Genomic DNA, 25,311 nt, shown 5'->3' on the forward strand with positions numbered 1-25,311 from the left:
TTTTATAATTGATTTTCGTTAGAATGACGCATTGTAAACCTCTTACATCGTGCGATATATTTTTCTGCCGTCGCTTTTTCCTTTGAATCAGGATATTGATTAATAAAGCCGTAACATTCATCTTCTGCATCCTGATAACGTTCTAATTTCTTTGCTTCAACACTCTGTTCTGCTAATTCAAACTTGCTCTTCATAATCAGTACCGAGAAATCTTCACGCAAATTAGAATACGGATAATCTTTCAATGCATTCTGACTGGTGACAATACAAGCTTCATAATTATTTCCCCCTTCAGTGCAATTACCGAAATATGTTCCAAGATTAAAATATAATTTTGCGGAATAAAGTTCCTTCAAAACTAACTTATCTTGCAACTCGAAAAGCCGCTGCTGTGCTTCATCTTTCAATTTCCCATCTGGATAGAGATCCAAATAGGTTTGGAACGCAGCAATTGCAGTAACCGTCATCGATTGATCTAAACGTGGTTCAGGCGTTCCCATGTACAAACTTTGTCCCTCATAATAATGTGCCATTTCAGCCAAATAACCTTTTGGATACGACTGATAATAACGCTTAAAAGCTTGCGCCGCACCCTCATAATCCATACTATTATATTCGGCCATGGCCAACATATAGAGACTCTCTTGGGCATTATCTGTACCTTTTTCTATATTGATAAGGCCTGTCAACAGAGTAATAGCTTGCGCAAATTTTCCTTCTGCATAACATTCCTTGGCATACTCATATTTATATTGAGCATTCTCCGTTTTATAGACCTTAGCAAACTCTTGCGCACAACTTGCAAATAGAATCGCCATGAAGCACAAAAGTATTCCGTTCTTTTTCATATTGGATAATTTGTCGCAAAGGTAGCTACTTTTTCATAATCTACAAAGCAACGAAAACACTTTTTAGTACTTTCACCGTACGACAATGCTTTTTATACAGTCTCTGCAGGCCATTTCTTAAAAAAAGAGGTAACTTTGCATCTCGTTACAAGGATACATAAATGAAATTTGAACTTACTTCACCCTATAAACCTACGGGAGACCAACCTCAGGCCATACAACAGTTAGTTGATGGAATTAATGACGGAACAACTTCACAAGTGTTGCTTGGTGTCACTGGTTCGGGTAAAACCTACACCATGGCCAATGTCATTGCACAAGCTAACAAACCCACACTTATCCTGAGCCACAACAAAACTTTAGCTGCACAGCTCTATGAAGAGATGAAAGGCTTTTTTCCACACAATGCCGTAGAATATTATGTGTCGTATTATGATTACTATCAACCCGAAGCCTATCTTCCCACGACCGATGTCTATATTGAGAAAGACTTAGCCATCAACGACGAAATCGATAAGTTGCGATTGCGTGCTGTTTCGGCACTACTTTCTGGACGGAAAGATGTCGTCATTGTTTCGTCAGTGTCCTGTATCTATGGAATGGGAGCACCTATTGCGATGGAAGAAAATATCATTCGCATTCAAAAGGGGAAGCAATTAGACATGAATGAATTCCTGCGTCGACTAGTAAATGCGCAATACGTAAGAAATGACATTGCACCAGGACGCGGCATGTTTCGCGTGAAAGGCGATACGGTAGACATCTTCACTACCTATAGTGACAATGTGTTGCGCCTCACATGGTGGGATGATGAACTCGACAGCATCGAGGAAGTTGAAGCTGACACGTTTCATCGCCTCGAAAGCTTCGAACAATATGAAATCTATCCCGCTACCCTATTTGTCACCACCCCCGAACAAACCACACATGCCATTCGCGCCATCCAAGATGATCTTGTCGAGCGTATTGCCTATTTCGAATCGATTGGCGATAACATCAAGGCACAACGCATCAAGGAGCGCGTAGAATACGATATGGAAATGATTAAAGAGCTTGGCCATTGTAGCGGCATCGAAAACTATTCGCGCTATTTTGATGGTCGACAGGCTGGCGATCGTCCCTATTGTCTGCTCGACTTCTTCCCCAAAGACTATCTCATCATCGTCGATGAGAGCCATGTGAGCATTCCGCAAATCGGCGCTATGTATGGTGGTGACCGCTCACGCAAGCAAAACTTGGTAGAATATGGATTCCGACTGCCTGCCGCATTTGATAACCGTCCGCTAAAGTTCGATGAATTTCACAGCCTCATTCACCAAATCATCTACGTCAGTGCCACACCAGCCAACTATGAAATCGAGGAGGCCGAAGGCGTAGTAGTAGAGCAAATCATCCGACCTACTGGGCTCTTAGATCCTGAAATTGAAGTGCGTCCATCAGAGAACCAAATCGACGACCTTATGTCCGAAATACTCCATCGCATCGACCAGCAAGAGCGTGTATTGGTGACCACACTTACAAAGCGAATGGCCGAAGAGCTGACCGAGTTCCTTTTAAATCATGACATCAAAACCAACTACATCCACAGCGATGTAGCTACATTAGATCGGGTGAAAATCATGAACGATTTGCGTGCTGGCGTCTACGATGTTTTAGTGGGCGTCAACTTGCTACGCGAGGGACTCGACCTACCCGAAGTGTCGTTGGTGGCCATTTTAGATGCCGACAAAGAAGGTTTCTTGCGCAACCATCGCAGTCTGACACAAACGGCTGGCCGAGCTGCTCGCAACGTGCATGGCAAAGTTATTATGTATGCCGATAGCATCACCGAAAGCATGCAACGAACCATTGATGAAACGGCGCGCCGACGCAGCATACAAATGCAATACAACGAAGCCCATCATATTGTGCCCAAACCCATTGAAAAGAAAATTGGATCGTCGCTCACCATACAGACCGGAAGCACTGAGACGGCGCAACAGAGAGGAAAAGCCTCAGACACAAAATATGCACAGCTCAATCCAACTGGCGAAGCCTTCGTGGCCGACCCCATCAGCCGCAGCATGAGCAAGGAAGCACTCAAAAAGAGCATTGCCAATACCACAGCACTCATGAAACAAGCTGCAAAAGAGCTCGATTTCCTACAAGCTGCTCAATATCGTGATGAAATCGTCAAGCTCGAAGCCCTGCTCAACGAAAAATAAGTTCATCACCTCCATCGTTACCTATTTCTACCAAGTTTTTGATGCAGTCAATTGTGCATGACTCACAATGCCGCCCTAACAACTGAAATAAAAATGATTGAGATACTGGAGGAATCTCAAAAAATCCCATTACTCACAGCAACATGCCGTGGAATTGGCTATCGTAAATCGTATTGCACTTTTTGTTATGGGCCAAGAATTACGAATTGTCTTTGATTTCATCGCGCAAAATGGGCAATGAAATGTGGTATTTGATGGCTAAAAAGCGAATGCAACAGATAGCAAAGAAGGTGGCGATAGAAGTAAGCCCCACATTGACCTCGATCTTGAAAAGCAGCCAGTAGAGTAGTCCGCCAGCTACACTGGCCATGGCGTAGATATCTTTTTGAAAGATGACAGGCTCTTGATTGAGCAATACATCACGAATGATGCCGCCAGCAACTCCCGTGATGCAGCCCATGATGATGGCCACCCAAAAAGGGTGGTCGTATTGCAAGGTTTTTTGCAAGCCTGCAATGGTAAAGAGGGCTAAGCCAAAGGTATCGAAGGTGAGCCAGGCATTCTCCCAGCGGATGAGCGATTTGGCAAAAACAATCACCACCAACATGGCAATAATAGTGCAAATGATGTAGATAGTTGAAGTCATCCAAAAGGGGGTGGCACCCAACATCACATCGCGAATCGTTCCACCCCCGATGGCCACTGCAAAACCACAAACGAAGCCTCCGAACCAATCGAAATGCTTTGCAGCGGCCATGCGGATGCCAGAGATAGCAAAGGCAAATGTACCAATGAACTCGATGATTTGTTGCACCGTATGTGCTAACTCTAAATTTGCAGGCAACATGTTTTGTGAGCTTAGGGATTGACAACATTCTGCGGTGTACCTGCCAGGAAAGCTTTAACATTCTCAATACAAATGTCAAGCAACCGTTGGCGTGCAGCCTTCGTGGCCCAGGCAATATGGGGTGTGATATAGGCATTTGGCGCATGAAGCAAGGGATTGTCGGCTGCAGGTGGCTCAAGTGTCATCACATCGGCACCATAGCCACCCAATTGTCCTGTAGCCAAGGCTTCAGCCACAGCTTGTTCATCAATCAGACCTCCACGGCTAGTGTTGATGAGCAGTGCACCAGGCTTCATTCTCTTTAGTGCTTCGACATTCACCATCTCTTGTGTGCCGGCAGTCAAAGGAGCATGCAAGGTCAGGATGTCGCTCGCTGCTAGCAGGCCTTCCCAAGTGGTTTTTTGAATACCTTCGGGCAAATCGGCAGCGTTGCGACTGGTGAGTGCAAACACATCCATGCCAAATTGGTGAGCTATCTGTGCCACCTTGCAGCCGATGTTGCCCAGTCCTACGATGCCAAGCGTTTTGCCATGCAGCTCTATCAAGGGTGTATCCCAATAACAGAAGTCAGCATTTTTGCTCCATCGCCCTTCGCGATTACGTTGCGCATAGTGAGCCACTTGGTTGGTGAGATTGAGAATGTGAGCAAAGGTCATCTGCGCCACGCTGTCGGTGCTGTAGGCAGGAATATTGGTTACGACAATACCCTGTGCTTTTGCCGCTTCAATGTCGACCGTGTTGTAGCCCGTCGCCATCACACCAATATAGCGCAGTCGAGGCAACTGTGCCAGGATATCAGCTGTGAGATTGATTTTGTTGATGAGCAACATCTCGGCATCTTGTGCGCGCGAGACAACATCGTTCGCATCTGTGCGTTCGTAAACAACAAGTTCACCATAAGCTTTTAAGGCCTCTAAGCTGAGGTCGCCTGGATTGACGGCATAGCCATCTAATTCTACAATTTTCATGATTCAATATTTTTTTATCAGGTTTTAAATCGGTCGCCCCAATTTTTCACCATTTGTTGATTTAATTTTTCTTCAGCCGCGCTGTGCTGCCCCACCCAGAAACGCGTGCCCTGCAGTGCCTCGGGCAGATATTGTTGCGGCGTGAAGTTGTCTGGATAGTCGTGTGGATAGGCATAACCATCATGATAGCCCAACTCGGCCATCAGCTTGGTGGGTGCATTACGCAGATGCAAAGGCACAGGGAGATTTCCTGTTTCACGCACTTTTGCTAAAGCCGCATCGATAGCCAAATAAGCCGAATTGCTCTTGGCACTTGTAGCCAAATAGGTCGTCACCTCAGATAAGATGATGCGCGCTTCGGGCCACCCAATCTTCATGACGGCATCAAAAGCTGTGTTGGCCAACAACAAGGCGTTGGGATTGGCCAAACCAATATCTTCTGCGGCGCTAATCATTAAGCGGCGTGCGATGAATTGTGGCGACTCGCCTCCTTCAATCATGCGCGCCAGCCAATAAAGCGCAGCATCAGGATCGCTTCCTCGAATGCTCTTGATGAAAGCTGAGATGATGTCATAGTGCAATTCACCCTCTTTGTCATAGGCCATGGGATTGGTCTGGAGACGCTCTTCAACCAGCGCATTCGTCACAACAACATCCTTTCCCGATACCTCAACGACTAACTCTAAAATGTTTAAAAGTTTACGAGCATCTCCCCCACTATACCGCAGCAGCGCTTCAGTTTCTTGCAGCACGATGTGTTTTTTCTGCAACTCAACATCCGTATCGATAGCACGTTTCGCCAATTGCAGCAAGTCATCCTTGGTCAAAGCCTTTAAAACATAAAGTTGGCATCGTGACAACAATGGACGAATAACTTCAAACGAGGGATTTTCGGTCGTGGCACCTATCAAGGTAACAACGCCACGTTCCACTGCCCCGAGCAAAGAATCTTGCTGCGATTTACTGAAACGATGAATCTCGTCTATAAACAATATCGGGGAGGCCGTGTTGAAAAAACGATTATTCTTTGCTTTATCAATCACTTCACGAACCTCCTTTACGCCGCTCGTGACTGCACTCAGCGTGTAGAAAGGTGTTTCCAACTTGTGAGCAACAATTTGTGCTAAAGTTGTCTTTCCCACCCCTGGAGGCCCCCATAAAATAAAAGAAGAAACATGTTTTGCTTCTATCATTCTACGCAAAACAGCACCTTCACCAATTAAATGTTGCTGCCCCACATAATCATCAAGCGTTCGAGGACGCATTCTTTCTGCTAATGGCTCGCTCATAATTCGCTGCAAAAATAAAGAAATCGCATGATACCGCAAAAAAAATATCAATTAAAAGTTTGTGCATGTGGCCCAAAGTATATACTTTTGCAGCAAAGAAAATAGTATGTATGAAGCAACAAAAATCTCTTACTTTACGGACTCTAACAAAGAGTAATATTTGGGACATTCAGGAAAATGATGTATTTCGTCTTTTAGACACTGCCGAGCGCGAAAGCGATTTGAGAGAGAACATGCGTCATTATGTAGATGTGATTAAAAGTGCTTTCGATATTGAGGAAGTAAAAGTTGATAAGCCTGAAGTGATTGCCAAGTTTGAAGAACGCGGTTTTAAGGTGGGCTTTGTAAAAATCGATGACAGCACCAAAGTGAAATGGGCTATCAAGAAGAAACCCATTTTGCGTGTAACCGACCTCACTTATGAAAATATCCGCCACATCTCGGCTACAAAATTATTAGAGGTGTTAGACCGCAATTTTGGAAGTGGTTGGGAAGGCTTGTCGCAAAGCATTCAAGACATCATCGAACGGGGCTTTGACATCAGCACCACAACGCTACCTAAGGACCGTCTGCACAAACCCGGAGGCATGTATGAAAAGAAGCTCAAAGATGGCTATGAGGTGTTAGAAATTGAAAAAGGAACTTGGGTCGAGGCTATCTTTGCGAAAGAAAAACCCGAGTTGAAAACAACGAAAAACATCGCTGACGAGGATGAGGACTTTGACGATGAGGAAAACTTAGATGCTGACGCTGAAGATGAAGTTCTTCTCGACGAAGAGTTTAATGAAACCGATGAAGACGACGAAGATTCCTTTGACGAAGAAACATTGACCGAAGAAAGTTATCGAACCACTTATGATGAAGATCCTGACAATTTAGATGTTGAGGAATCCTCGATGAGTGATGACGAAGACTTTTAATGGCAAAGCCCTTGCCTGCACATGCCATCAAGAAAAATGTTTGGGCAAGGGTTTCGCCAACACATCCAAATGAAAAACATACCTGAGCAAAGCGCTCGCCACCACATTCAATAAAGAAATCTATTCAGGCGAAGGGCTCCGCCGCCGATAACCAACGCTCGTTATCGCGAAAATTACCCTCGCTCGCGATAACCAACTCTTGTTATCGCGAAAAATGCCCTCGCTCGCGATAACCAACTCTCGTTATCGTGAAAATTACCCTCGCTCGCGATAACCACCTCTCGTTATCGCGAAAAATGCCCTCGCCCGCGATAACTACCTCTCGTTATCGCGAAAAATGCCCTCGCCCGCTATAACCAACGCTCGTTATCGCGAAAATTGCCCTCGCTCGCGATAACTACCTCTCGTTATCGTGAAAATTGCCCTCGCCCGCGATAACTACCTCTCGTTATCGCGAAAAATGCCCTCGCCCGCGATAACCACTGCTCGTTATCGTGAAAATTACCCTCGCTCGCGATAACCAACTCTCGTTATCGCGAAAAATGCCCTCGCCGCCGATGTGGCAACAAAGTGGGTTACCAAAAATGGCGCGTTCGGCAGCATCACAGATAGTTGCCGCGGCGGAAAGGCTGTGTTTGGCCATTTGCAATCGCTTCGCTTCTCGCAAACTTCAACGAATTGATGTTCCCCCAACTTTGGAACCCGTTATTTTTAAAACATCCCATCGTCTCCCAACCCCACCAATTGCACGTTTCTGATTTAAAACATGTATTTTGCAAAATGGTTTCTTGTCTATTAGCTTTTTTTCATGTAACTTTGCCCACGAAATATGAATTCATTAAAAAATTTACTCGCGATTTTTCTGCTGCATGCACTTCCTGGAGGAGTTTTCGCACAGCGTCTGACAGTTGCTTCTGATAATAGAAGCAAAACATTTGTAGAGCGTTATACAGATAGTTTGCGCATAGCACAGCAAGCACTCGACATGAATAATACGAGTTACAATGGTGACTCCACAAAATTATTCGTTCCAAAGGGTAAATACGCGCCATTGTTTTTGCCACCAACCTACTATGGAAAGATTGGCGAACGGATGCTCGAGGCAAAAGACTTTTCACAAGATATCGCAACAAACGCCCTTGCCCGCACCTTGCTTTATGTGTATTTACATCGCCCCGACTTGGTTCAAACCACCGATGACTATCTAAATAAAATAGGGCCATCAAAAGCTATCGACAAACCTTTAGTTGCTGTTAACAAGCAATTGCCTATAGAAAAAGTTTCGAAAATTGAAGAACCGAAACCTGAAGCGCCAGACATCAAGGTTTATAAGCCCAATTTCTGGACTTATCATGGTGATTTCTACCTGCAATTCATTCAAAATTATATCTCCGACAACTGGTATAAAGGCGGAGAAAGCAACTATAGTGCCGTAGGAGCGGTTACATTAGCAGCGAATTATAATAACAAGCAAAAGGTCAAATGGGATAACAAGTTGGAAATGAAATTGGGCATACAAACTTCCCAAACAGACAATCTGCACAAATTAAAAACAAGCGAAGACCTGCTGCGCTACACCGGAAAATTGGGTTTCCAAGCCACAAAGAAATGGTATTACACCATACAGCTCATAGGCAACACGCAATTCCTTCATGGAGTTAAAAATAATGACCCGTTCGTTTATAGTGCTTTCGCCAATCCGCTCAACGTAAATCTTTCGCTTGGTATGGATTATAATGTGGAATGGTTTAATAAACGTTTGGTTGGCTCAATACACATGGCACCGCTCGCCTATAACTTTAAATATGTAAGTCGGTTGTCACTAAGCGAACGCAACGGATTAGATGCAGGCCATCATACCTTACATAATTTGGGTTCGGAATGCACTTTTGACTTGCAATGGAACTTTAGCGACAGAGTGAAATGGCAGACACGCTTATACGGCTACACCACCTATCGCCGCAGCGAAATAGAGTGGGAAAACACATTCATTTTGCAATTCAGCCGCTACCTCAGTAGTAACATCTTTATATATCCTCGCTTTGATGACGCAGGATTACGCGATCATAAATTTGGCTATTGGCAAATAAAAGAATATGCAAGCTTTGGTATAGCCTATTCTTTTTAGGAAAACAGGGCAACGTTTGGAAAAGAATATAATTTTTATAAATGAATAAAAAGTAATTACACGTGGCTGAAACAAAATATATTTTCGTAACAGGTGGCGTTGTTTCCTCATTAGGAAAAGGAATTATTAGCGCCTCAATAGGTAAACTTTTACAATCAAGAGGTTACAATATTACAATACAAAAGTTTGACCCCTATATTAATATCGATCCAGGCACACTCAACCCTTATGAACATGGAGAATGTTATGTGACGGTTGATGGAATGGAAACCGATTTAGACTTGGGGCACTATGAACGATTTACGGGTATCCAAACCACGAAAGCTAACAGCATGACGACGGGGAGGATCTATAAATCGGTCATTGATAAAGAACGCCGAGGTGATTATTTAGGCAAAACCATACAAGTGGTTCCACATATCACAGATGAAATTAAACGCAATATAAAGCTCTTAGGCCAAAAATATCATTATGATTTCGTCATTACAGAGATTGGTGGAACAATTGGAGATATTGAGAGCGCACCATTCATGGAAGCTATACGTCAGCTTAAATGGGAATTGGGCAAACGTGCCGTTAATATCCATCTCACCTATGTTCCCTATCTGAAAGCTGCAGGAGAACTCAAGACAAAGCCCACCCAACACAGTGTAAAAGAATTACAGAGCATAGGGATTCAGCCCGATATTCTCGTTTTACGAACCGAGAAGCATTTGAGCAATGATGTAAGAAAAAAGGTCGCTGCATTTTGTAACGTTGATTTAGACTGCGTCGTTCAATGCGAAGATTTACCTTCAATCTACGAAGTACCCATTGACATGCAACAGCAACGATTGGATGAGGCTATCTTGAGAAAGACGGGAGAGCCTATTGGTGCAACACCAGAATTAGGTCCATGGCGTGAGTTTATCAACCGACGTAAAAGAGCCAAAGACAGCGTCAACATTGGACTTGTTGGAAAATACGACCTACAAGATGCTTATAAAAGCATACGCGAAAGTCTCTCTCATGCAGGAACGTACAACGATTACAAGGTAAATATTAATTTCCTTAATTCAGAAGAGATAACCGAAGCCAACGTAGCAGAGAAGTTGGCACACCAAGATGGAATTGTAATTTGTCCAGGATTTGGCCAGCGCGGTATTGAAGGAAAGATTATCGCTGCTCACTATACGCGCACACACGATATTCCAACCTTCGGTATTTGCCTGGGAATGCAAATGATGGTAATAGAATTTGCACGTAACGTCTTAGGATATGCAGATGCCAATAGTCGCGAAATGGATGAAAAGACACCACATAATGTTATTGATATTATGGAGGAACAAAAGAACATTTCTAATATGGGTGGCACAATGCGTCTTGGAGCATACGAATGCAATTTAAAACAAGGTAGCCGAGTTTTTGATATTTATAAGAAAGAAAATATTCAAGAGCGCCATAGACATCGCTATGAATTTAATAATGAGTTTCAAACCGAATTTGAGAAACATGGCATGATGTGTGTGGGAAAGAACCCCGAGAGTGATTTGGTAGAGATTGTTGAAATACCAGGATTAAAATGGTATATAGGCACACAATACCATCCAGAATATCAATCAACTGTTTTGAAACCCCACCCCTTGTTCCTTGATTTTATTAAGAAAGCAATAGAAAATAAAAAGAAGTAATGGATAAAAATAACATCATTGGATTTTTACTAATTGCAGTAGTCCTTATAGGATTTAGTTGGTATAACCAACCTTCTGCAGAAGAACAGCGCGCTGCTTTCGTACAAGATTCTATAGCAGAAGCTAAAAAAGAATTAGTAGCTAAACAGGCAGCTAATCCCAACAAAGTAGACTCTGCAAAACTACGCGCTAACGCTGATACCACGTTGTCTTTTCATCAGGCTCTAAAAGGTATTGCACAAGATATCACATTAAAAAACAATAAGGTTGAACTCACTTTGAGTTCAAAAGGGGCTATCGTAAAAAAAGCCATTATAAAAGGCTATGTCGGACATGACTTGCAACATCAAAGCAATGCGGATGACAAAAATTATGTAACATTATTTGATTCAACCAGTCAAAGTCTCAATTATAGTTTAGCTACGAAAGAGGCTAATATAAATACGGCCGACCTTTACTTTGAGCCTTCATCCTACACCGATTCTACAGTCACCTTTACCGCAACATCTAAAATGGGGCAAAGCATTGTTATGCAATATCGCTTAGGAAGTGATTATTTATTACACATGAGCCTCAAGGTTCAGGGTATGGATGGAAGTTTCGCACCCAATTCACAAGCACTATATGTTGACTGGAAAGATAGAATTTTCCAGCAAGAGAAAGGTTTCTCTTTTGAGAATCGCTATGCTACACTTACCTATCATGCTACAAAAGGGGGCACAGATTATCTAAGTGAAAGTAAAGAAGAAGTTGACAAGGCTATTGAGGAACCTATTGACTGGGTAGCCTTTAAAAACCAGTTCTTCAGCGCAGTAATGATAGCTAAGAACGGATTCGAATCGAATGCATCCATGACATCAATCCCTGAAGAAAAAGGAACAGGTTATCTTAAGCAATACGGCGCAAAGCTAAAAACAAAACTTGACCCATCAGGTCGTATTCCTTCTGAATTTGAATTCTATTATGGTCCAAATGATTTCCGCATCCTACAACGCGTAGAGAAAGAAAGTACATTTGGCAAGGATTTACAATTACAACGTTTGGTTTATTTAGGTTGGCCCCTATTCCGCATCATCAACCGTTGGTTTACACTTTATGTCTTCGACTTCTTAACAGGCTTAAATATCAACATGGGAATCGTTTTAATTCTCATTACACTACTATTAAAGCTCATCACCTATCCGATGGTAAAGAAAAGCTACATGAGTAGCGCAAAGATGCGTGTGTTGAAGCCGAAATTAGACGAGGCTACAAAGCAATTTAATAAGCCTGAGGATCAAATGCAAAAACAGCAAGCCATGATGGCTGAGTATTCAAAATATGGAGTCAGTCCCTTATCGGGATGCCTACCGATGCTCATTCAAATGCCCATCTGGATTGCAATGTTTAATTTTGTTCCCAATGCCATTCAATTGCGCGGTGAACACTTCTTATGGATAAAGGATTTGAGCACCTATGACCCAATCTACGAATGGGGACATAATATTTGGCTGATTGGCGATCACATTAGTTTGACTTGTATCTTGTTCTGCGTTGCCAATGTGCTCTATACAATCATGACCATGCGCCAACAAAAGGATCAAATGGTTGGACAACAAGCTGAGCAAATGAAAATGATGCAATATATGATGTTTGCTATGCCCATCATGTTCTTCTTCATGTTTAACGATTATAGTGCTGGGCTAAACTTCTATTATTTCATTAGTTTGTTCTTCAGTGCAGCCATCATGTGGGTACTTCGAAAGACAACAAACGATGAGAAGTTGCTTGCAATGCTTGAAAATCGTTATGAAGAAAATAAGAGCAACCCAAAGAAAATGACAGGTTTGGCCGCACGTTTGCAAGCCATTCAAGAAATGCAACAAAAACAATTAGAAGAAACGCGGCGCAAGCAAAATGAACTGAATAAAAAGAAAGAAAAATAATTCATCATACATTGCAATAGATTCTATAAGAGATTGTGGAGAAATATGCACCACATTGCAACATATTATCGCATAAAAAGGTCTTAGCTTCCCAACTCTTGTAGCATCTATTGCTTTTTACCGATATTCCCATGAATAAAATTTCAAACTTGGTGCTTGCTGCAATCATACTGGCAGCACCACTATCAATGAACGCAAAGATGAACCAGACTACATCTACAGCACAGACACAACAACGCAATATGACTGCAGAGGACTTATGGCAGTTGGGACGTATGGGTGCTTCGGCGACTTCACCCGATGGAAAATACGTTGTTTATCAAGTGTCCTACTACAGCGTTCCCAACAACAACAGCCAAACTAAATTGTTTATTCAGGAACTTAATGGAAAGAATAAACGGTTGCTCACGAAGGATGATCAACGCGAAAGCGATGCTGCTTGGTTGGGAAATAAAATTGTTTTCCTACGCGGTGGCGAGATATGGTCTATGGATGTGACAGGTGAACAGCGTCAGCAACTTTCTCACACTGGTGGAAAAGTAGAAGGATTTGCTTTCTCGCCCGATGGGAAAAAAGTTGTCATGCTACAAAGTCTCCCCTATCATGGTACAATCAAAGAAACACCAACAGATCTCCCTAAGGCGACAGGTATGCTCATCACCGATATGAACTATCGACATTGGGATCATTATGTTACTGAAATCCTGCACCCATTTATTGCAAATGTTACAGGAAACAGCATTACAACAGCTACAGATATCATGGCTGGTGAGCCTTTTGAGGCTCCCGTCGCACCCTTTGGCGGTATAGAACAAATTGCTTGGAGCCCCGACTCTAAGTTTATTGCTTACACCAGTCGAAAGAAAGAGGGCGTGCAATATGCTATCTCCACCGATACAGATATTTATTTGTACGAAGTAAGTTCGGGCAAAACCACCAACTTGTGCAAGCCCGAAGGTTATGTCGCTCCACAGGTTGATGCGACAAAATCGCTTAAACATCAACAAGTCAACCAGCAACAAGGAGATATGCAAGTGGGCTATGACACCAATCCCAAGTTTTCGCCCGATGGCAAATACATTGCTTGGCAGAGCATGGCGCATGATGGTTATGAAAGCGATTTGAATCGTTTGTGCATCATGGATCGCGCTACAGGCAAGAAACAATATATCGTCAATCAGCAAAATTTCGATAGCAATGTCGACGAATATGTTTGGGCTAACGACAGTAAGAGCCTTTATTTCTTGGGTTGCTGGCACGCTTGCGTCAACGCTTATCAAGTTTCGCTTAATGGGAAAGTGACCCAACTGAGTGACGGCTGGTATGACTTTGCCCGCCTATCGACAATCGCCAACAGCAACAATTTGCTGGTGTCGCGCCATTCGATGCTGCAACCCGACGACTTATATTTGCTCTCTCCTGCCAAGGCTGAAAAGAAAAGTAAGCTCACCCAAATCACCTTTGAGAATCAAGCCCTACTAAGTCAGTTGGCTACTCCCAAATTACAACAGCGCTGGGTCAATACTACTGATGGCAAACAAGAGTTGGTTTGGATTGTATTGCCACCCAACTTTGATGCAACGAAGAAATATCCCACTTTGCTCTTCTGTGAAGGTGGACCACAAAGCCCCGTTAGCCAGTTTTGGAGCTATCGTTGGAATTTCTTCCTCATGGCTTCAAAAGGCTATGTAATCGTTGCGCCCAATCGGCGCGGTTTGCCTGGTTTTGGCCATGAATGGAATGAGGCTGTGAGCGGCGATTGGACGGGACAATGTATGGACGACTATCTCAGCGCCATCGACGATGCGGCCAACAACCTGCCCTTTGTCGACAAAGAGCGTTTAGGCTGCGTTGGAGCCAGCTTTGGTGGTTTCTCGGTTTATTATCTTGCGGGGCATCACAACAAACGTTTCAAAGCATTCATTGCCCACGACGGCGCATTCAACCTCGAAAGCATGTACACCGACACGGAAGAGGTTTGGTTCTCCAACTGGGAGTATGACGATGCCTATTGGAATGCTGATGCCACAGAAGCGGCAAAGAAGACCTATGCCAACAGCCCCCACAAGTTTGTTGACAAGTGGGATACCCCCATCCTGATTATCCACGGCGAGAAAGACTATCGCATCAATGCCAACCAAGGCATGGGTGCATTTAACGCAGCACGTTTGCGTGGCATCCCAGCCGAAATGTTGCTCTTCCCCGATGAAAACCACTGGGTGTTAAAGCCTCAGAATGGAATTCTTTGGCAACGCACCTATTTCGATTGGTTGGACAGATGGCTAACCACAAACAAGTAAATCAAAACAATACAAAAATATGACAGAATTAATTCAAAAAAAGCTCAGCGACAGCACTGGTGCGCGTTGGACAGCACTGCTCATCGTGGCCTTCACGATGATGATGGGTTACTTTATAACCGACGTCATGTCGCCACTCGAGGTGTTGCTCGAGACGCCAAAAGCCCAAGGCGGCTTAGGCTGGACGGCCGGCGATTATGGCATTTTTGCCGGTAGCTATGGTTTCATCAACGTATTCCTTTTAATGCTCTTCTTTGGCGGAATTATCCTCGACAAGATGGGCATTCGCTTCACAGGCATCATGGCTTGCAGCCTCATGGTTATTGGGGTGTTGATTAAATATGTTGGTGTTTCTGTTGACTTTGGCGATAGCCAGTTCACTCTTGGCACATTCTCTTTGCCCATGTCGGCCGCTGTGGCTTGCTTAGGCTTTGCCATTTTCGGAGTGGGATGCGAAATTTGCGGCATCACCGTTTCTAAAGTCATCACCAAATGGTTCACTGGTCACGAGCTGGCATTGGCCATGGGCGTGCAAGTGGGTTTAGCCCGCATGGGCACTTTTGCAGCCATGAGCTTCTCCTTGCCTGTGGCACGCGCCTTTGGCAACCGCGTGAGCGCCCCCGTCTTGTTGGGTGCTGTGCTGCTCATTGTGGGACTTTTAGCCTTTATTGTCTACACCGTGATGGACAGAAAGCTTGATGCTTCGGCCGCAGCCATAGACACCGAGACACAGCACAGCGCTGACGACGAAGGATTCCACTTCGCCGATTTGAAGTTTATCTTCACCAATCCTGGGTTCTGGTGCATTGCATTGCTCTGCTTGATGTTCTATGGAGGCGTGTTCCCTTTCTTGAAATTTGCAACAAAGCTCATGGTAGCCAACTATCATGTGCCCACACAATTTGCAGGCACATTACCTGGTTTGCTCCCCTTAGGCACCATTGCCCTCACGCCCATTTTTGGCATCATCTACGATAAAATTGGCAAAGGCGTAACCCTCATGCTCATTGGCAGCACCATGCTGGCTTTGGTTCACTTCATTTTCATGGTTCATCTGCTGCCCGTCGGTTGGTTTGCCGTAGTGATGATGATTGTCCTTGGCATAGCCTTTTCGCTGGTGCCCTCGGCTATGTGGCCCAGTGTGCCCAAAATCATTCCGCTGAAACTCTTAGGTTCGGCCTATGCCATCATCTTCTTCATTCAAAACATCGGCTTGAGTCTTTTCCCCGTAGCCATTGGCAAGCTCAACGAAGCCGACCCCACATTTAGCCGCATGGAGATGCTATTCATGGGCTGTGGCATCATGGCCATTCTGCTGGCCTTTGCCTTGTTGGCGTTCGACAAGAAAAAACACTACGGACTGCAAGAGGCCAATATCAAAAAATAAGTGTGGTGCGATGTTCGCCACCCTGCACACAAATGGGAGTGTTCCAACTGGAATACTCCCGTTTTCGTTGCTACATAAACCTTCTTATGACTGCCGCAACCCAAACCAGGAAGCATTGGCATAACCTTATGACTGCCACAACCCAAACCAGGAAGCATTGGCATAACCTTATGACTGCCACAACCCAAACCAGGAAGCGCTGGCATAACCTTATGACTGCCGCAACCCAAACCAGGAAGCGCTGGCATAACCTTATGACTGCCGCAACCCAAACCAGGAAGCGCTGGCATAACCTTATGACTGCCGCAACCCAAACCAGGAAGCATTAGCATAACCTTATGACTGCCACAACCCAAACCAGGAAGCGCTGGCATAACCTTATGACTGCCGCAACCCAAACCAGGAGGTATTAGCCAGAAATGATGCCACCCTTTCGCTTAAAAATTACATGTGATATTGCTGTGCGAAGGCTTCGCCCAAATCAAAGCCCTCCTGATAAAGGCGTTCCAACTTCTCTACATCGCTCTCCATTCGCCCCACTTCTAATGGACGAATGGGTCGGATGCAAACAATTTTGCCTTCGGCCTCCAAACGATCCACCAAATCGATTTGACGATTATAAACCTCATGCCGACGGCTCAAGGCCAAGCGCAAACGGGGATACTGACTGTAAACAAAGCGCGGTTGCTTGAGGTCGGGATTCGTGTCGCGCCACCCCTTATTGCGCGTGAGCACCACCACGTTGGTAGCGTGTCCCTGAGCAATAGCCCTCTCCACGGGTATGCTGTCGACAATTCCTCCATCGAGCATGGGAATGCCATCCACCGTCACAATGCTACTCACATAGGGCAGACTGCTCGAAGCACGCAGAATGTCGATAGCACGCTGGCGCGATTGCGTCTCAGTGAGATACATCGCACGCCCCGTAAGACAGTTCGTTGTCACCACTTCGAAGGTGTCGGCATGCTGAAAATATTCATCAAAATCTACGGGGATGAGATGATTGGGAAACTTATTATAGAGCAAATCGCGGTCGAAAATGCACCCCTGCTGAGCCAAATGACGCAAACCAATGTAATGATAACGCGACAGATAATCAATATTGGCTATGCGCGCGCGCCGGGGCTGCCTACTCACATAGCTCATGCCATTACACGCTCCCGCCGAAACAGCAACTACATAGCGAAAATAAATGGCATGTTTCATCAAGGCATCGAGCACACCACTTGTGAACACGCCACGCATGCCGCCACCTTCCAAAACTAACCCTGTTTGATGATTTATTTCCATCGCTAACTAATAATTTTATAGCTTTAAGCTTAATTTTATTGCAAAGATAGAACTTTTAGGCGAAAAATATATAACTTTGTAGCCAAATCAATGAAAACAAAAATGTTTGATACTGCTACTTACGTAAGACGGCGCAATGAACTCAAGAAGCTCGTTAACGAAGGTGTCGTCATTCTTTTTGGCAACAATGAGTCGCCAGTTAATTTTCCCAATAACGGTTACTACCCTTTCCGTCAAGACTCGTCATTCCTCTATTATTTCGGTTTGCAACGTGATGGACTGGTAGGCGTTATCGACATTGATAACAACCGCGACATCTTGATTGGTAACGATATCGACATTGAAGACATCGTTTGGTATGGCTCTGTTCATAGCATGCACGATATGGCACAACAATGTGGTGCCGATGAAACATTGCCCATGAAGCATCTGAAGCTCATCTGCAATGAAGCACTGCGCACACACCGCAAGATTCATTTCCTACCACCCTATCGTCACGATATAAAAATTCAAATTTTCGACCTCCTCGGAATTCATCCTACACAGCAGAAAGAGGATGCAAGTATGGATTTGATTCGGGCCGTGGTGAAAATGCGCTCCGTGAAAGAACCACAAGAAGTTGAAGAGTTAGAACGTGCTGCCGTCATTGGCTACGAAATGCATACCACAGCCATGCGCCTGACGCGCCCTGGAGTAACCGAGAAATTTGTGGGCGGACAAGTTGATGGCATCGCAAACTCATACGGAGCAATGGTGAGCTTCCCCACCATCTACACACAACATGGTGAAATTTTACACGGCAACCCTTCAATGAATAAGCTTGAGGCCGGACGCTTAGCACTCTGTGATGCAGGAGCTGAAACCATCAACAATTATTGCAGTGACAACACGCGCACGATGCCTGTCTCTGGAAAATTCTCGCAGCGGCAATTCGAAATCTATTCCATTGTTGAAGCCTGCCACGACTACACCTTAGAAGTAGCCAAACCTGGCATTCGCTATGCCGATGTCCACTTTGCCGTTTGCCGATTAATGTTTGACCGATTGAAGGATTTAGGTCTCACCAAAGGCGACACAGAAGCCGCCGTGCAAGCTGGTGCGCACGCGCTATTCATGCCACATGGTTTAGGTCACATGATGGGTATGGATGTGCACGATATGGAGAATTTAGACCAAATCAATGTAGGATTTGACGAGGAAACTCGTCCAAACCTCACGCAATTCGGTACAAATAATCTGCGCATGGGTCGCCGATTAGAAGAAGGTTTCGTGGTGACCGACGAACCCGGAATCTATTTTATCCCGGCCTTGATAGATGAATGGAAAGCCAAACAACATTGTGCTGCCTTCCTAAACTTCGATAAGATTGAGAGCTATAAAGATTTTGGTGGCATCCGAATTGAAGACGATGTGCTCATCACACCTCAAGGTTGCCGCTTTATAGGTGCACAGCGCATACCCTATCATCCAAAAGACGTTGAAGAGTTCATGGCCGCGCATCGTTCAGAATAAACAATAGATAATTGCAATTTTAACATAAATATTATATTTTGAATAAATGAAAAAAGTTTTAGTTATGGCGCTTGTAGCACTTGTAGCTTTCGGTGCACAGGCTCAAGAAAAGAAAGACAATAAAAAGAATGCTAACAAACCAGTCTTTACTACCATCAAAGAGAACAAAATTACAAGTGTTAAGAACCAGAGCCGCAGTGGTACCTGTTGGGACTATTCAACACTGAGTTTCTTAGAAGCTGAGATATTAAAGAAAACGGGGAAAACATATGACCTCTGCGAGGCCTTTGTTGCAAATAAGACATATTTGGATCGTGCCATTCAGGTGGTACGCATGCATGGCGATGCACAATTCGCTCAAGGTGGAAGCGCTTACGATCCCATCTATTGTTTAAAGCATTATGGCATGTGTCCAGAAGAAGCCATGCCACTCCCAGGCACACTCTATGGCGATTCTTTGAACAATTTCAATGAATTCTTCGCTGTCATGACACCCTATGTACAAGCTATAGCCAAAACAAAGAGCGACAAACTTTCTCCACAATGGAAAGTAGCCTTGCAAGGTATTTTAGACGCATACTTAGGTAAATGTCCCGATAGATTTACCTATCAAGGAAAGAGTTATACTCCACAAACATTTGCACAAAGTTTAGAGATTAATCCCGATGATTATGTAAGCTTCACAAGCTACACGCACCATCCTTTTTGGACTGCTTTCGCCGTTGAAGTACAAGATAACTGGCGTAATCCACTCTCATGGAACCTTCCTCTCGATGACATGATGCGCATCATTGATAATGCCGTAATGAATGGCTATACAGTTGCATGGGGAGGAGATGTTTCAGAACCAGGATTTACACGCGACGGATTAGCCTACTCCATCGACTCAAAGAAAGCACAAAGTTTGAGTGGTAGCGATATGGCACATTGGCTGAAGCTAACACGCGCTGAAAAGAAAAATGTGCTTGATTCGTTAGGATGCATCGTCCCAGAAGTAACACCTACACAGAAGTTACGCCAAGAACGTTTTGATAATTGGGAACTGACTGATGACCATGGCATGCTCATCTATGGTATCGCAAAAGATCAGAATGGAAAAGAATATTATATGGTTAAGAACTCATGGGGTGAAGTCGGCGACTATAAGGGTATGTGGTATATGACCAAAAACTATATTGCAAATAACACCATGGACTTTATGGTTAATGTGAACGCCGTACCCAAAGACATCAGAAAGAAATTAGGTATATAATTTCTTTCAATGACAAAAGAATACGAGACTTAGCTTCAGGGCTACGTCTCGTTTTTGTTTTCTGAATAATTTTGCTTACCTTTGCAGCCAATTAATTCATTATTAAGATTATAAAGAAGATGATAACACTCACCAATCTTGCAATCCAATTTGGAAAGAGAGTTCTATACAAAGATGTAAATATTAAATTCACTCGAGGCAACATCTATGGTGTCATTGGGGCTAATGGAGCTGGAAAATCAACGCTACTTAAAGCTATTAGCGGCGATCTTGAGCCCAATCATGGGACGGTGGAATTAGGACCAGGAGAACGTCTCTCTGTCTTGGAACAAGATCACTTTAAATACGACGAGTTTAAGGTGCTTGACACTGTACTCATGGGTCACCAACCGCTTTGGGAAAATATGAAAGAGCGCGAACGTCTCTACAGCAAAGAAGAAATGACTGAAGAAGATGGTAATCGTGCTGCTGAATTAGAAGAAAAATTCGCTGAAATGAATGGTTGGGAAGCTGAAAGTGAAGCTGCACAATTACTGCAGAATTTAGGCATTGGAGAGGACTTGCATCAAAAAATCGTTGGCGAATTAAGCAATACCGAGAAGGTGCGGGTCATGTTGGCCAAAGCTCTATTTGGAAAGCCCGATAATTTGCTACTCGATGAGCCTACTAATGACCTTGATTTAGACACCGTAGAATGGTTAGAAGATTATTTAGGAGAAATTGACGAGAATCAGACTGTACTCGTTGTGAGCCACGACCGTCACTTCCTTGATGCCGTTTCCACGCAAACCATAGATATCGACTTTGGAAAAGTTACAGTGTTCGCAGGTAACTATTCGTTCTGGTATGAAAGTTCGCAATTAGCATTGCGTCAAGCACAAAACCAAAAGATGAAGGCCGAAGAGAAGAAGAAACAATTAGAAGAGTTTATTCGCCGTTTCTCGGCTAATGTGGCTAAGAGTAAGCAGACCACCTCACGCAAAAAGATGTTGGAGAAATTAAATGTGGAAGAAATCAAGCCTTCAAGTCGAAAATATCCAGGCATCATCTTCCAGATGGAACGCGAACCAGGCAATCAAATTCTCGAAGTCGAAGATTTGAAAGCTGTTGATGCAGATGGAGGCGTGCTCTTCGACCATGTAAATTTCAATATTGAAAAAGGCCAAAAGGTTGTGTTTTTAAGCCACAATCCCAAAGCTATGACAGCACTTTTTGAAATCATCAACAACAACCGAACACCTGATACAGGCACATTCAAATGGGGAGTGACCATCACCACTGCCTATCTTCCACTCGACAATACGGCATTTTTCAACTGCGATTTAAATCTCATCGATTGGCTCAGCCAATATGGTGTAGGCAACGAAGTGATGATGAAAGGTTATTTAGGGCGTATGCTCTTTAGTGGAGAAGAAATCCTTAAAAAAGTTAACGTTCTGTCTGGTGGCGAAAAGATGCGCTGCATGATTGCGCGCATGCAACTACAAAATGCGAATTGCCTCATTTTAGATACTCCCACAAACCACTTAGATTTGGAAAGTATTCAGGCATTCAACAATAACCTCACACAATTTAAAGGCAATATCCTTTTCTCAAGTCACGACCATGAATTCATCGAGACTGTGGCTGATCGCATTATCGAATTGACACCCAATGGCACAATCGATAAGCTCATGCCCTACGACGAATACATTCATGACGAAGGAATCAAAGCACAACGTGCGAAAATGTATCAATAGAAAGCTAAAATCGCAAGGATGGTGTAAGTCTTGCGATGATAACCAAGTGGATGTACCTTTCTGTACATCCATTTTGCCTACAATATCTTGGCATACTATTTGCATTGATGCACAAAATAACAAATAAATAAGACAAACAATATGGCAAACTTTGAAAACCTCTCAGAAGAAGCTACAAACAAAGCTAAAGCAGAGGATAAGCAACAGACAGAGAAGACTGACAAGTCGTCAGCTTCGACTGACAAACAGGACGAAAAGGAAAAAGAAAATAAATTAAGTCCTTTAGAGCAATTGCAACAAGAGAACGAAAAGCTCAAAGATCAATTGCTACGCACGATTGCCGAATTTGATAATTTCCGCAAACGAACAACAAAAGAGAAGTCCGATTTAATCTTAAATGGCGGTAAGAAAACAGTCACGGCTATCCTGCCCGTGCTCGACGATTTCGAACGTGCCTTAGAAGATGGTAGTACCGATGTTGAAGCAGTAAAGGCTGGCATGCAAATGATATTCAACAAGTTTATCAAAACCTTAGAAAGCATGGGGGTGAAGAAAATCGACACCCAAAAAGCCGACTTCAACACCGACTATCACGAAGCTGTTGCTATGGTTCCTGGCATGGGCGATGAAAATAAGGGTAAAGTGATTGATTGTGTGCAAACCGGCTACACGATGAACGACGAGGTTATTCGGCATGCTAAAGTGGCCGTTGGACAATAAAAGTTAGACACATTATGGCAGAAAAACGAGATTACTACGAGGTGCTAGGCGTTTCGAGAACAGCAACAGACGAAGAAATTAAATTGGCTTATCGCAAAATAGCCATTAAATATCATCCCGACCGAAACCCTGACGACAAGGACGCAGAAGAAAAATTTAAAGAGGCCGCCGAAGCCTATGATGTGCTGCGCGACCAACAAAAGCGCCAACAATATGACCAATTTGGCTTTGCCGGTGCACAAGCTGGTGGCTTCGGAGCTGGCGGAATGGATATGGACGACATCTTCTCTGCGTTTGGAGACATCTTTGGAGGGCACGCAGGATTTGGCGGCTTTGCCAATGGGCAACATCAACGCCCACAATATCGTGGCAACGACCTCCGCCTCAAGGTGACTCTCTCCCTTCAAGAAGTCCTAACGGGCATCACAAAAAAATTCAAAGTGCGCAAAGACATCACTTGCAACCATTGTCATGGTTCTGGTGCCGAGGCTGGAAGCGGCAGCGAGACCTGCCCTACTTGTAATGGACGCGGTGCGGTAGTTCGCACCGTACGCACCATGTTGGGCATGATGCAAACGCAGACCGAATGCCCTGAATGCCATGGCGAAGGCACTATCATCAAAAATAAATGCAAAGAATGTGGCGGTACGGGCGTTGTCAAAGGCGAAGAAGTGGTTGAGATTAAAATCCCCGCAGGTGTTGCCGAGGGCATGATTGTCAATGTCCCTGGAAAGGGAAATGCAGGCATGCACAATGGTATTCCTGGAAACATTCAAGTGCTCATCGAGGAGCAGGCCAACGACACCTTCGTGCGCGATGGGCAAGACGTCATTTATAATCTGCTGCTCGATTTCCCCATGGCTGCCTTAGGCGGAGAAGCCGAAATCCCAACCATTGACGGAGGCAAAGTGAAAATTAAGATTGAGCCCGGAACCCAGCCTGGAAAAACGTTGCGTCTGCGGCACAAAGGACTGCCCGCCGTACAGGGTTATGGCGACGAAATGGGCGATTTGGTGGTGAACCTCAGCGTCTATGTTCCCAAAACACTCGACAAAGCCGAGAAGCAAGCTATCGAGAAACTAAAGGACAGCGACAATTTCAAAGGCGATAGCGAGACGAAACGAACCATTTTTGAACGCTTTAAGAATTATTTCACCGCCTAACACAGGTTCGGAGAAAAACAGAAAAGAGCGCATGCCGACTAACAAGCTTGTGCTCTTTTCTTATGACCATTCCCCGTGGTGTTAAAAAAGTGCTGCAGCCATACCTTTGCATCCAACCCCATGATGTGCCTTACCATGCCCGCGCAGCGGCGTTTCCATGCAGAAAACACATAAACAAATCTCCACCACACAACAATCGGGGGCGGAAATGCATCGCGCACTCCCGCCCCCTCAACTCTAAATGAATGGAATTTTATGGTTTTGGTGTCACCGTGGCCGAACCATGTTCGGCGCTGGGATTTTCGCCGTTGGCATGGCTGCCACCTGAATTATCCGCCGCACCATGCTTTTTGTTTGACGATGCTTTCGGCAAATCCTTTTCGGCCACCTCGACCAATTTCTTGCGGTTCACCTTCGTCCAAACGCTGGTTGCGCGGCCGTCGATGGTCAATCGATAGCACTTTGCAGTGCCCGAGCCGCGGTTTTCACCCGAATAATGCACCGCTTCGGGAGCTACACCCAACGTCTTGGCCAGCGCGTCGAACAGCGGCGTGAGCATCTTGCGTTGCTCTTCGATCTTCGCCGCATTGGCCTTCGCATTCGTCGTTTCGCGCTGTTTGAGCAGCGTGTGGCGGTTGTCCACCAACTGGTTGTAGCGGTTAATCAAGGCGGTGATGGCCGCCGACGGCTCGAGGTCGTCCAACGAATCGATGCGGCGCACCACGGCGTCGATGGCTTTGTCGGTGACGCGGCGCAGCGCTTTCATGTCGAACAGCTTTTTGTCGCCAGCAAATCGACCGCGGAACGCCTCATCGAACGCCTTGTTGTGGTCGCCAAGGCGCTTCACGGCACCCTCGGCATGCAGCACCTTCACGGCTTTTGCGGCCTCGGTTTCAGCCAAATCGGCCAGCAAGTTTTTCAGCCCGCCCGTCTCCTTGTCATAGTTCATCGTAGCCACACCGGCATAGCGTTTCATGATTTCGTCGATGCGTTTCGCAGCCTCCAACTCTTCCGCCTCCTCGCTGTAGAGGCCCGCGTCCACGGCGTGTTGCAGTGAATAGTAGGCCTTGTCGCGGCGATCGTCCAACTCGCGCAGCTGCGCATTCATCTCGTTTCCCTTCTTGGGGAACATCGCCTCGTCCTCGGCCT

The 25,311-nt window shown here is 44.8% G+C and carries 19 protein-coding genes; 12 read left to right on the top strand and 7 right to left on the bottom strand.

The genetic code is table 11. The annotated features are described in order from the left end of the window. Positions 1-2 precede the first annotated feature (2 nt). The gene (locus X919_RS0112370) at positions 3-848 is read right to left on the bottom strand and encodes an outer membrane protein assembly factor BamD (RefSeq protein ID WP_028900378.1); all 846 of its coding nucleotides are present in this window, start codon (positions 846-848) and stop codon (positions 3-5) included. 161 nt (positions 849-1,009) lie between these two features. Here X919_RS0112370 and uvrB point away from each other — a divergent pair, with 161 nt between their 5' ends. After that, positions 1,010-3,052, top strand: a complete 2,043-nt coding sequence (uvrB, locus tag X919_RS0112375; protein ID WP_028900379.1) for an excinuclease ABC subunit UvrB — start codon at positions 1,010-1,012, stop codon at positions 3,050-3,052. Between the two features lie 199 nt (positions 3,053-3,251). Here uvrB and X919_RS0112380 read toward each other — a convergent pair whose 3' ends face one another. The 3 genes from X919_RS0112380 to X919_RS0112390 are packed head-to-tail and all read right to left on the bottom strand — an operon-like array spanning position 3,252 to position 6,156. Beyond that, positions 3,252-3,899 (bottom strand): trimeric intracellular cation channel family protein, encoded by a 648-nt coding sequence (locus X919_RS0112380; RefSeq protein ID WP_028900380.1) that lies wholly within the window; start codon positions 3,897-3,899, stop codon positions 3,252-3,254. Positions 3,900-3,910: 11 nt separating this feature from the next. Continuing rightward, entirely contained in the window at positions 3,911-4,867 is a 957-nt protein-coding gene (locus X919_RS0112385; protein WP_028900381.1) for a D-2-hydroxyacid dehydrogenase, read from the bottom strand. A gap of 17 nt (positions 4,868-4,884) precedes the next feature. Further along, the gene (locus X919_RS0112390) at positions 4,885-6,156 is read right to left on the bottom strand and encodes a replication-associated recombination protein A (protein ID WP_028900382.1); all 1,272 of its coding nucleotides are present in this window, start codon (positions 6,154-6,156) and stop codon (positions 4,885-4,887) included. A 110-nt stretch (positions 6,157-6,266) separates the two neighbouring features. On the opposite strand from X919_RS0112390, the gene X919_RS0112395 reads away from it, so the two are divergent. From X919_RS0112395 to X919_RS0112425, 6 genes are all read left to right on the top strand, one after another. Further along, a complete protein-coding gene (locus X919_RS0112395) occupies positions 6,267-7,076 on the top strand; it encodes a hypothetical protein (RefSeq protein ID WP_028900383.1) in 810 nt (269 codons plus the stop codon). Positions 7,077-7,905: 829 nt separating this feature from the next. Continuing rightward, positions 7,906-9,204 (top strand): DUF3078 domain-containing protein, encoded by a 1,299-nt coding sequence (locus tag X919_RS0112405; protein WP_028900384.1) that lies wholly within the window; start codon positions 7,906-7,908, stop codon positions 9,202-9,204. Positions 9,205-9,266: 62 nt separating this feature from the next. Next, positions 9,267-10,874, top strand: a complete 1,608-nt coding sequence (locus tag X919_RS0112410) for a CTP synthase (protein WP_028900385.1) — start codon at positions 9,267-9,269, stop codon at positions 10,872-10,874. Then, complete coding sequence (yidC, locus tag X919_RS0112415; RefSeq protein ID WP_028900386.1) at positions 10,874-12,799, top strand: membrane protein insertase YidC; 1,926 nt, start codon at positions 10,874-10,876, stop codon at positions 12,797-12,799. The genes X919_RS0112410 and yidC overlap by 1 nt, the downstream gene beginning before the upstream one ends. A 131-nt stretch (positions 12,800-12,930) precedes the next feature. Next, positions 12,931-15,099, top strand: coding sequence for a dipeptidyl-peptidase Dpp5 (locus tag X919_RS0112420; protein WP_028900387.1), 2,169 nt, complete (start codon positions 12,931-12,933; stop codon positions 15,097-15,099). Between the two features lie 19 nt (positions 15,100-15,118). Beyond that, positions 15,119-16,486: an MFS transporter gene (locus X919_RS0112425; RefSeq protein ID WP_028900388.1), complete on the top strand. Its 1,368-nt coding sequence runs from the start codon at positions 15,119-15,121 to the stop codon at positions 16,484-16,486. Here the strand turns inward: X919_RS0112425 and X919_RS16710 are convergent. Both X919_RS16710 and X919_RS0112435 read right to left on the bottom strand, forming a co-directional pair. After that, entirely contained in the window at positions 16,453-16,860 is a 408-nt protein-coding gene (locus X919_RS16710; RefSeq protein WP_155949729.1) for a hypothetical protein, read from the bottom strand. The genes X919_RS0112425 and X919_RS16710 overlap by 34 nt on opposite strands. A gap of 70 nt (positions 16,861-16,930) precedes the next feature. Beyond that, positions 16,931-17,776, bottom strand: coding sequence for a patatin-like phospholipase family protein (locus tag X919_RS0112435; protein WP_028900390.1), 846 nt, complete (start codon positions 17,774-17,776; stop codon positions 16,931-16,933). 102 nt (positions 17,777-17,878) lie between these two features. Here X919_RS0112435 and X919_RS0112440 point away from each other — a divergent pair, with 102 nt between their 5' ends. The 5 genes from X919_RS0112440 to dnaJ all read left to right on the top strand — a co-directional run bounded on the left by X919_RS0112440 (position 17,879) and on the right by dnaJ (position 24,162). Beyond that, on the top strand, positions 17,879-19,288 hold the full coding sequence (locus X919_RS0112440) for an aminopeptidase P family protein (protein WP_028900391.1): 1,410 nt from the start codon (positions 17,879-17,881) through the stop codon (positions 19,286-19,288). 46 nt (positions 19,289-19,334) lie between these two features. Then, positions 19,335-20,540: a C1 family peptidase gene (locus X919_RS0112445; RefSeq protein ID WP_028900392.1), complete on the top strand. Its 1,206-nt coding sequence runs from the start codon at positions 19,335-19,337 to the stop codon at positions 20,538-20,540. A gap of 119 nt (positions 20,541-20,659) precedes the next feature. Beyond that, positions 20,660-22,279, top strand: a complete 1,620-nt coding sequence (locus tag X919_RS0112450; protein WP_028900393.1) for an ABC-F family ATP-binding cassette domain-containing protein — start codon at positions 20,660-20,662, stop codon at positions 22,277-22,279. Positions 22,280-22,420: 141 nt separating this feature from the next. Next, complete coding sequence (grpE, locus tag X919_RS0112455) at positions 22,421-22,999, top strand: nucleotide exchange factor GrpE (RefSeq protein ID WP_028900394.1); 579 nt, start codon at positions 22,421-22,423, stop codon at positions 22,997-22,999. 14 nt (positions 23,000-23,013) lie between these two features. Continuing rightward, a complete protein-coding gene (dnaJ, locus tag X919_RS0112460) occupies positions 23,014-24,162 on the top strand; it encodes a molecular chaperone DnaJ (RefSeq protein WP_028900395.1) in 1,149 nt (382 codons plus the stop codon). Between the two features lie 253 nt (positions 24,163-24,415). Here the strand turns inward: dnaJ and X919_RS15445 are convergent. Beyond that, on the bottom strand, positions 24,416-25,311 hold an 896-nt coding region (locus X919_RS15445), incomplete at its 5' end, for a DUF6261 family protein (protein WP_036918024.1).

The sequence above is a fragment of the Prevotella sp. HJM029 genome (genome assembly GCF_000599605.1).
GTDB lineage: Bacteria > Bacteroidota > Bacteroidia > Bacteroidales > Bacteroidaceae > Prevotella.

Excerpts from the sequence above, each read along its gene's own strand:
- dnaJ (WP_028900395.1), top strand. The coding sequence starts at position 23,014 with ATGGCAGAAAAACGAGATTACTACGAGGTGCTAGGCGTTTCGAGAACA.
- grpE (WP_028900394.1), top strand. The coding sequence starts at position 22,421 with ATGGCAAACTTTGAAAACCTCTCAGAAGAAGCTACAAACAAAGCTAAA.
- X919_RS0112405 (WP_028900384.1), top strand. The coding sequence starts at position 7,906 with ATGAATTCATTAAAAAATTTACTCGCGATTTTTCTGCTGCATGCACTT.
- uvrB (WP_028900379.1), top strand. The coding sequence starts at position 1,010 with ATGAAATTTGAACTTACTTCACCCTATAAACCTACGGGAGACCAACCT.
- X919_RS16710 (WP_155949729.1), bottom strand. The coding sequence starts at position 16,860 with ATGCCAGCGCTTCCTGGTTTGGGTTGTGGCAGTCATAAGGTTATGCTA.
- yidC (WP_028900386.1), top strand. The coding sequence starts at position 10,874 with ATGGATAAAAATAACATCATTGGATTTTTACTAATTGCAGTAGTCCTT.
- X919_RS0112425 (WP_028900388.1), top strand. The coding sequence starts at position 15,119 with ATGACAGAATTAATTCAAAAAAAGCTCAGCGACAGCACTGGTGCGCGT.
- X919_RS0112390 (WP_028900382.1), bottom strand. The coding sequence starts at position 6,156 with ATGAGCGAGCCATTAGCAGAAAGAATGCGTCCTCGAACGCTTGATGAT.
- X919_RS0112385 (WP_028900381.1), bottom strand. The coding sequence starts at position 4,867 with ATGAAAATTGTAGAATTAGATGGCTATGCCGTCAATCCAGGCGACCTC.
- X919_RS0112420 (WP_028900387.1), top strand. The coding sequence starts at position 12,931 with ATGAATAAAATTTCAAACTTGGTGCTTGCTGCAATCATACTGGCAGCA.
- X919_RS0112370 (WP_028900378.1), bottom strand. The coding sequence starts at position 848 with ATGAAAAAGAACGGAATACTTTTGTGCTTCATGGCGATTCTATTTGCA.
- X919_RS0112445 (WP_028900392.1), top strand. The coding sequence starts at position 19,335 with ATGAAAAAAGTTTTAGTTATGGCGCTTGTAGCACTTGTAGCTTTCGGT.
- X919_RS0112440 (WP_028900391.1), top strand. The coding sequence starts at position 17,879 with ATGTTTGATACTGCTACTTACGTAAGACGGCGCAATGAACTCAAGAAG.
- X919_RS0112395 (WP_028900383.1), top strand. The coding sequence starts at position 6,267 with ATGAAGCAACAAAAATCTCTTACTTTACGGACTCTAACAAAGAGTAAT.
- X919_RS0112450 (WP_028900393.1), top strand. The coding sequence starts at position 20,660 with ATGATAACACTCACCAATCTTGCAATCCAATTTGGAAAGAGAGTTCTA.
- X919_RS0112435 (WP_028900390.1), bottom strand. The coding sequence starts at position 17,776 with ATGGAAATAAATCATCAAACAGGGTTAGTTTTGGAAGGTGGCGGCATG.
- X919_RS0112380 (WP_028900380.1), bottom strand. The coding sequence starts at position 3,899 with ATGTTGCCTGCAAATTTAGAGTTAGCACATACGGTGCAACAAATCATC.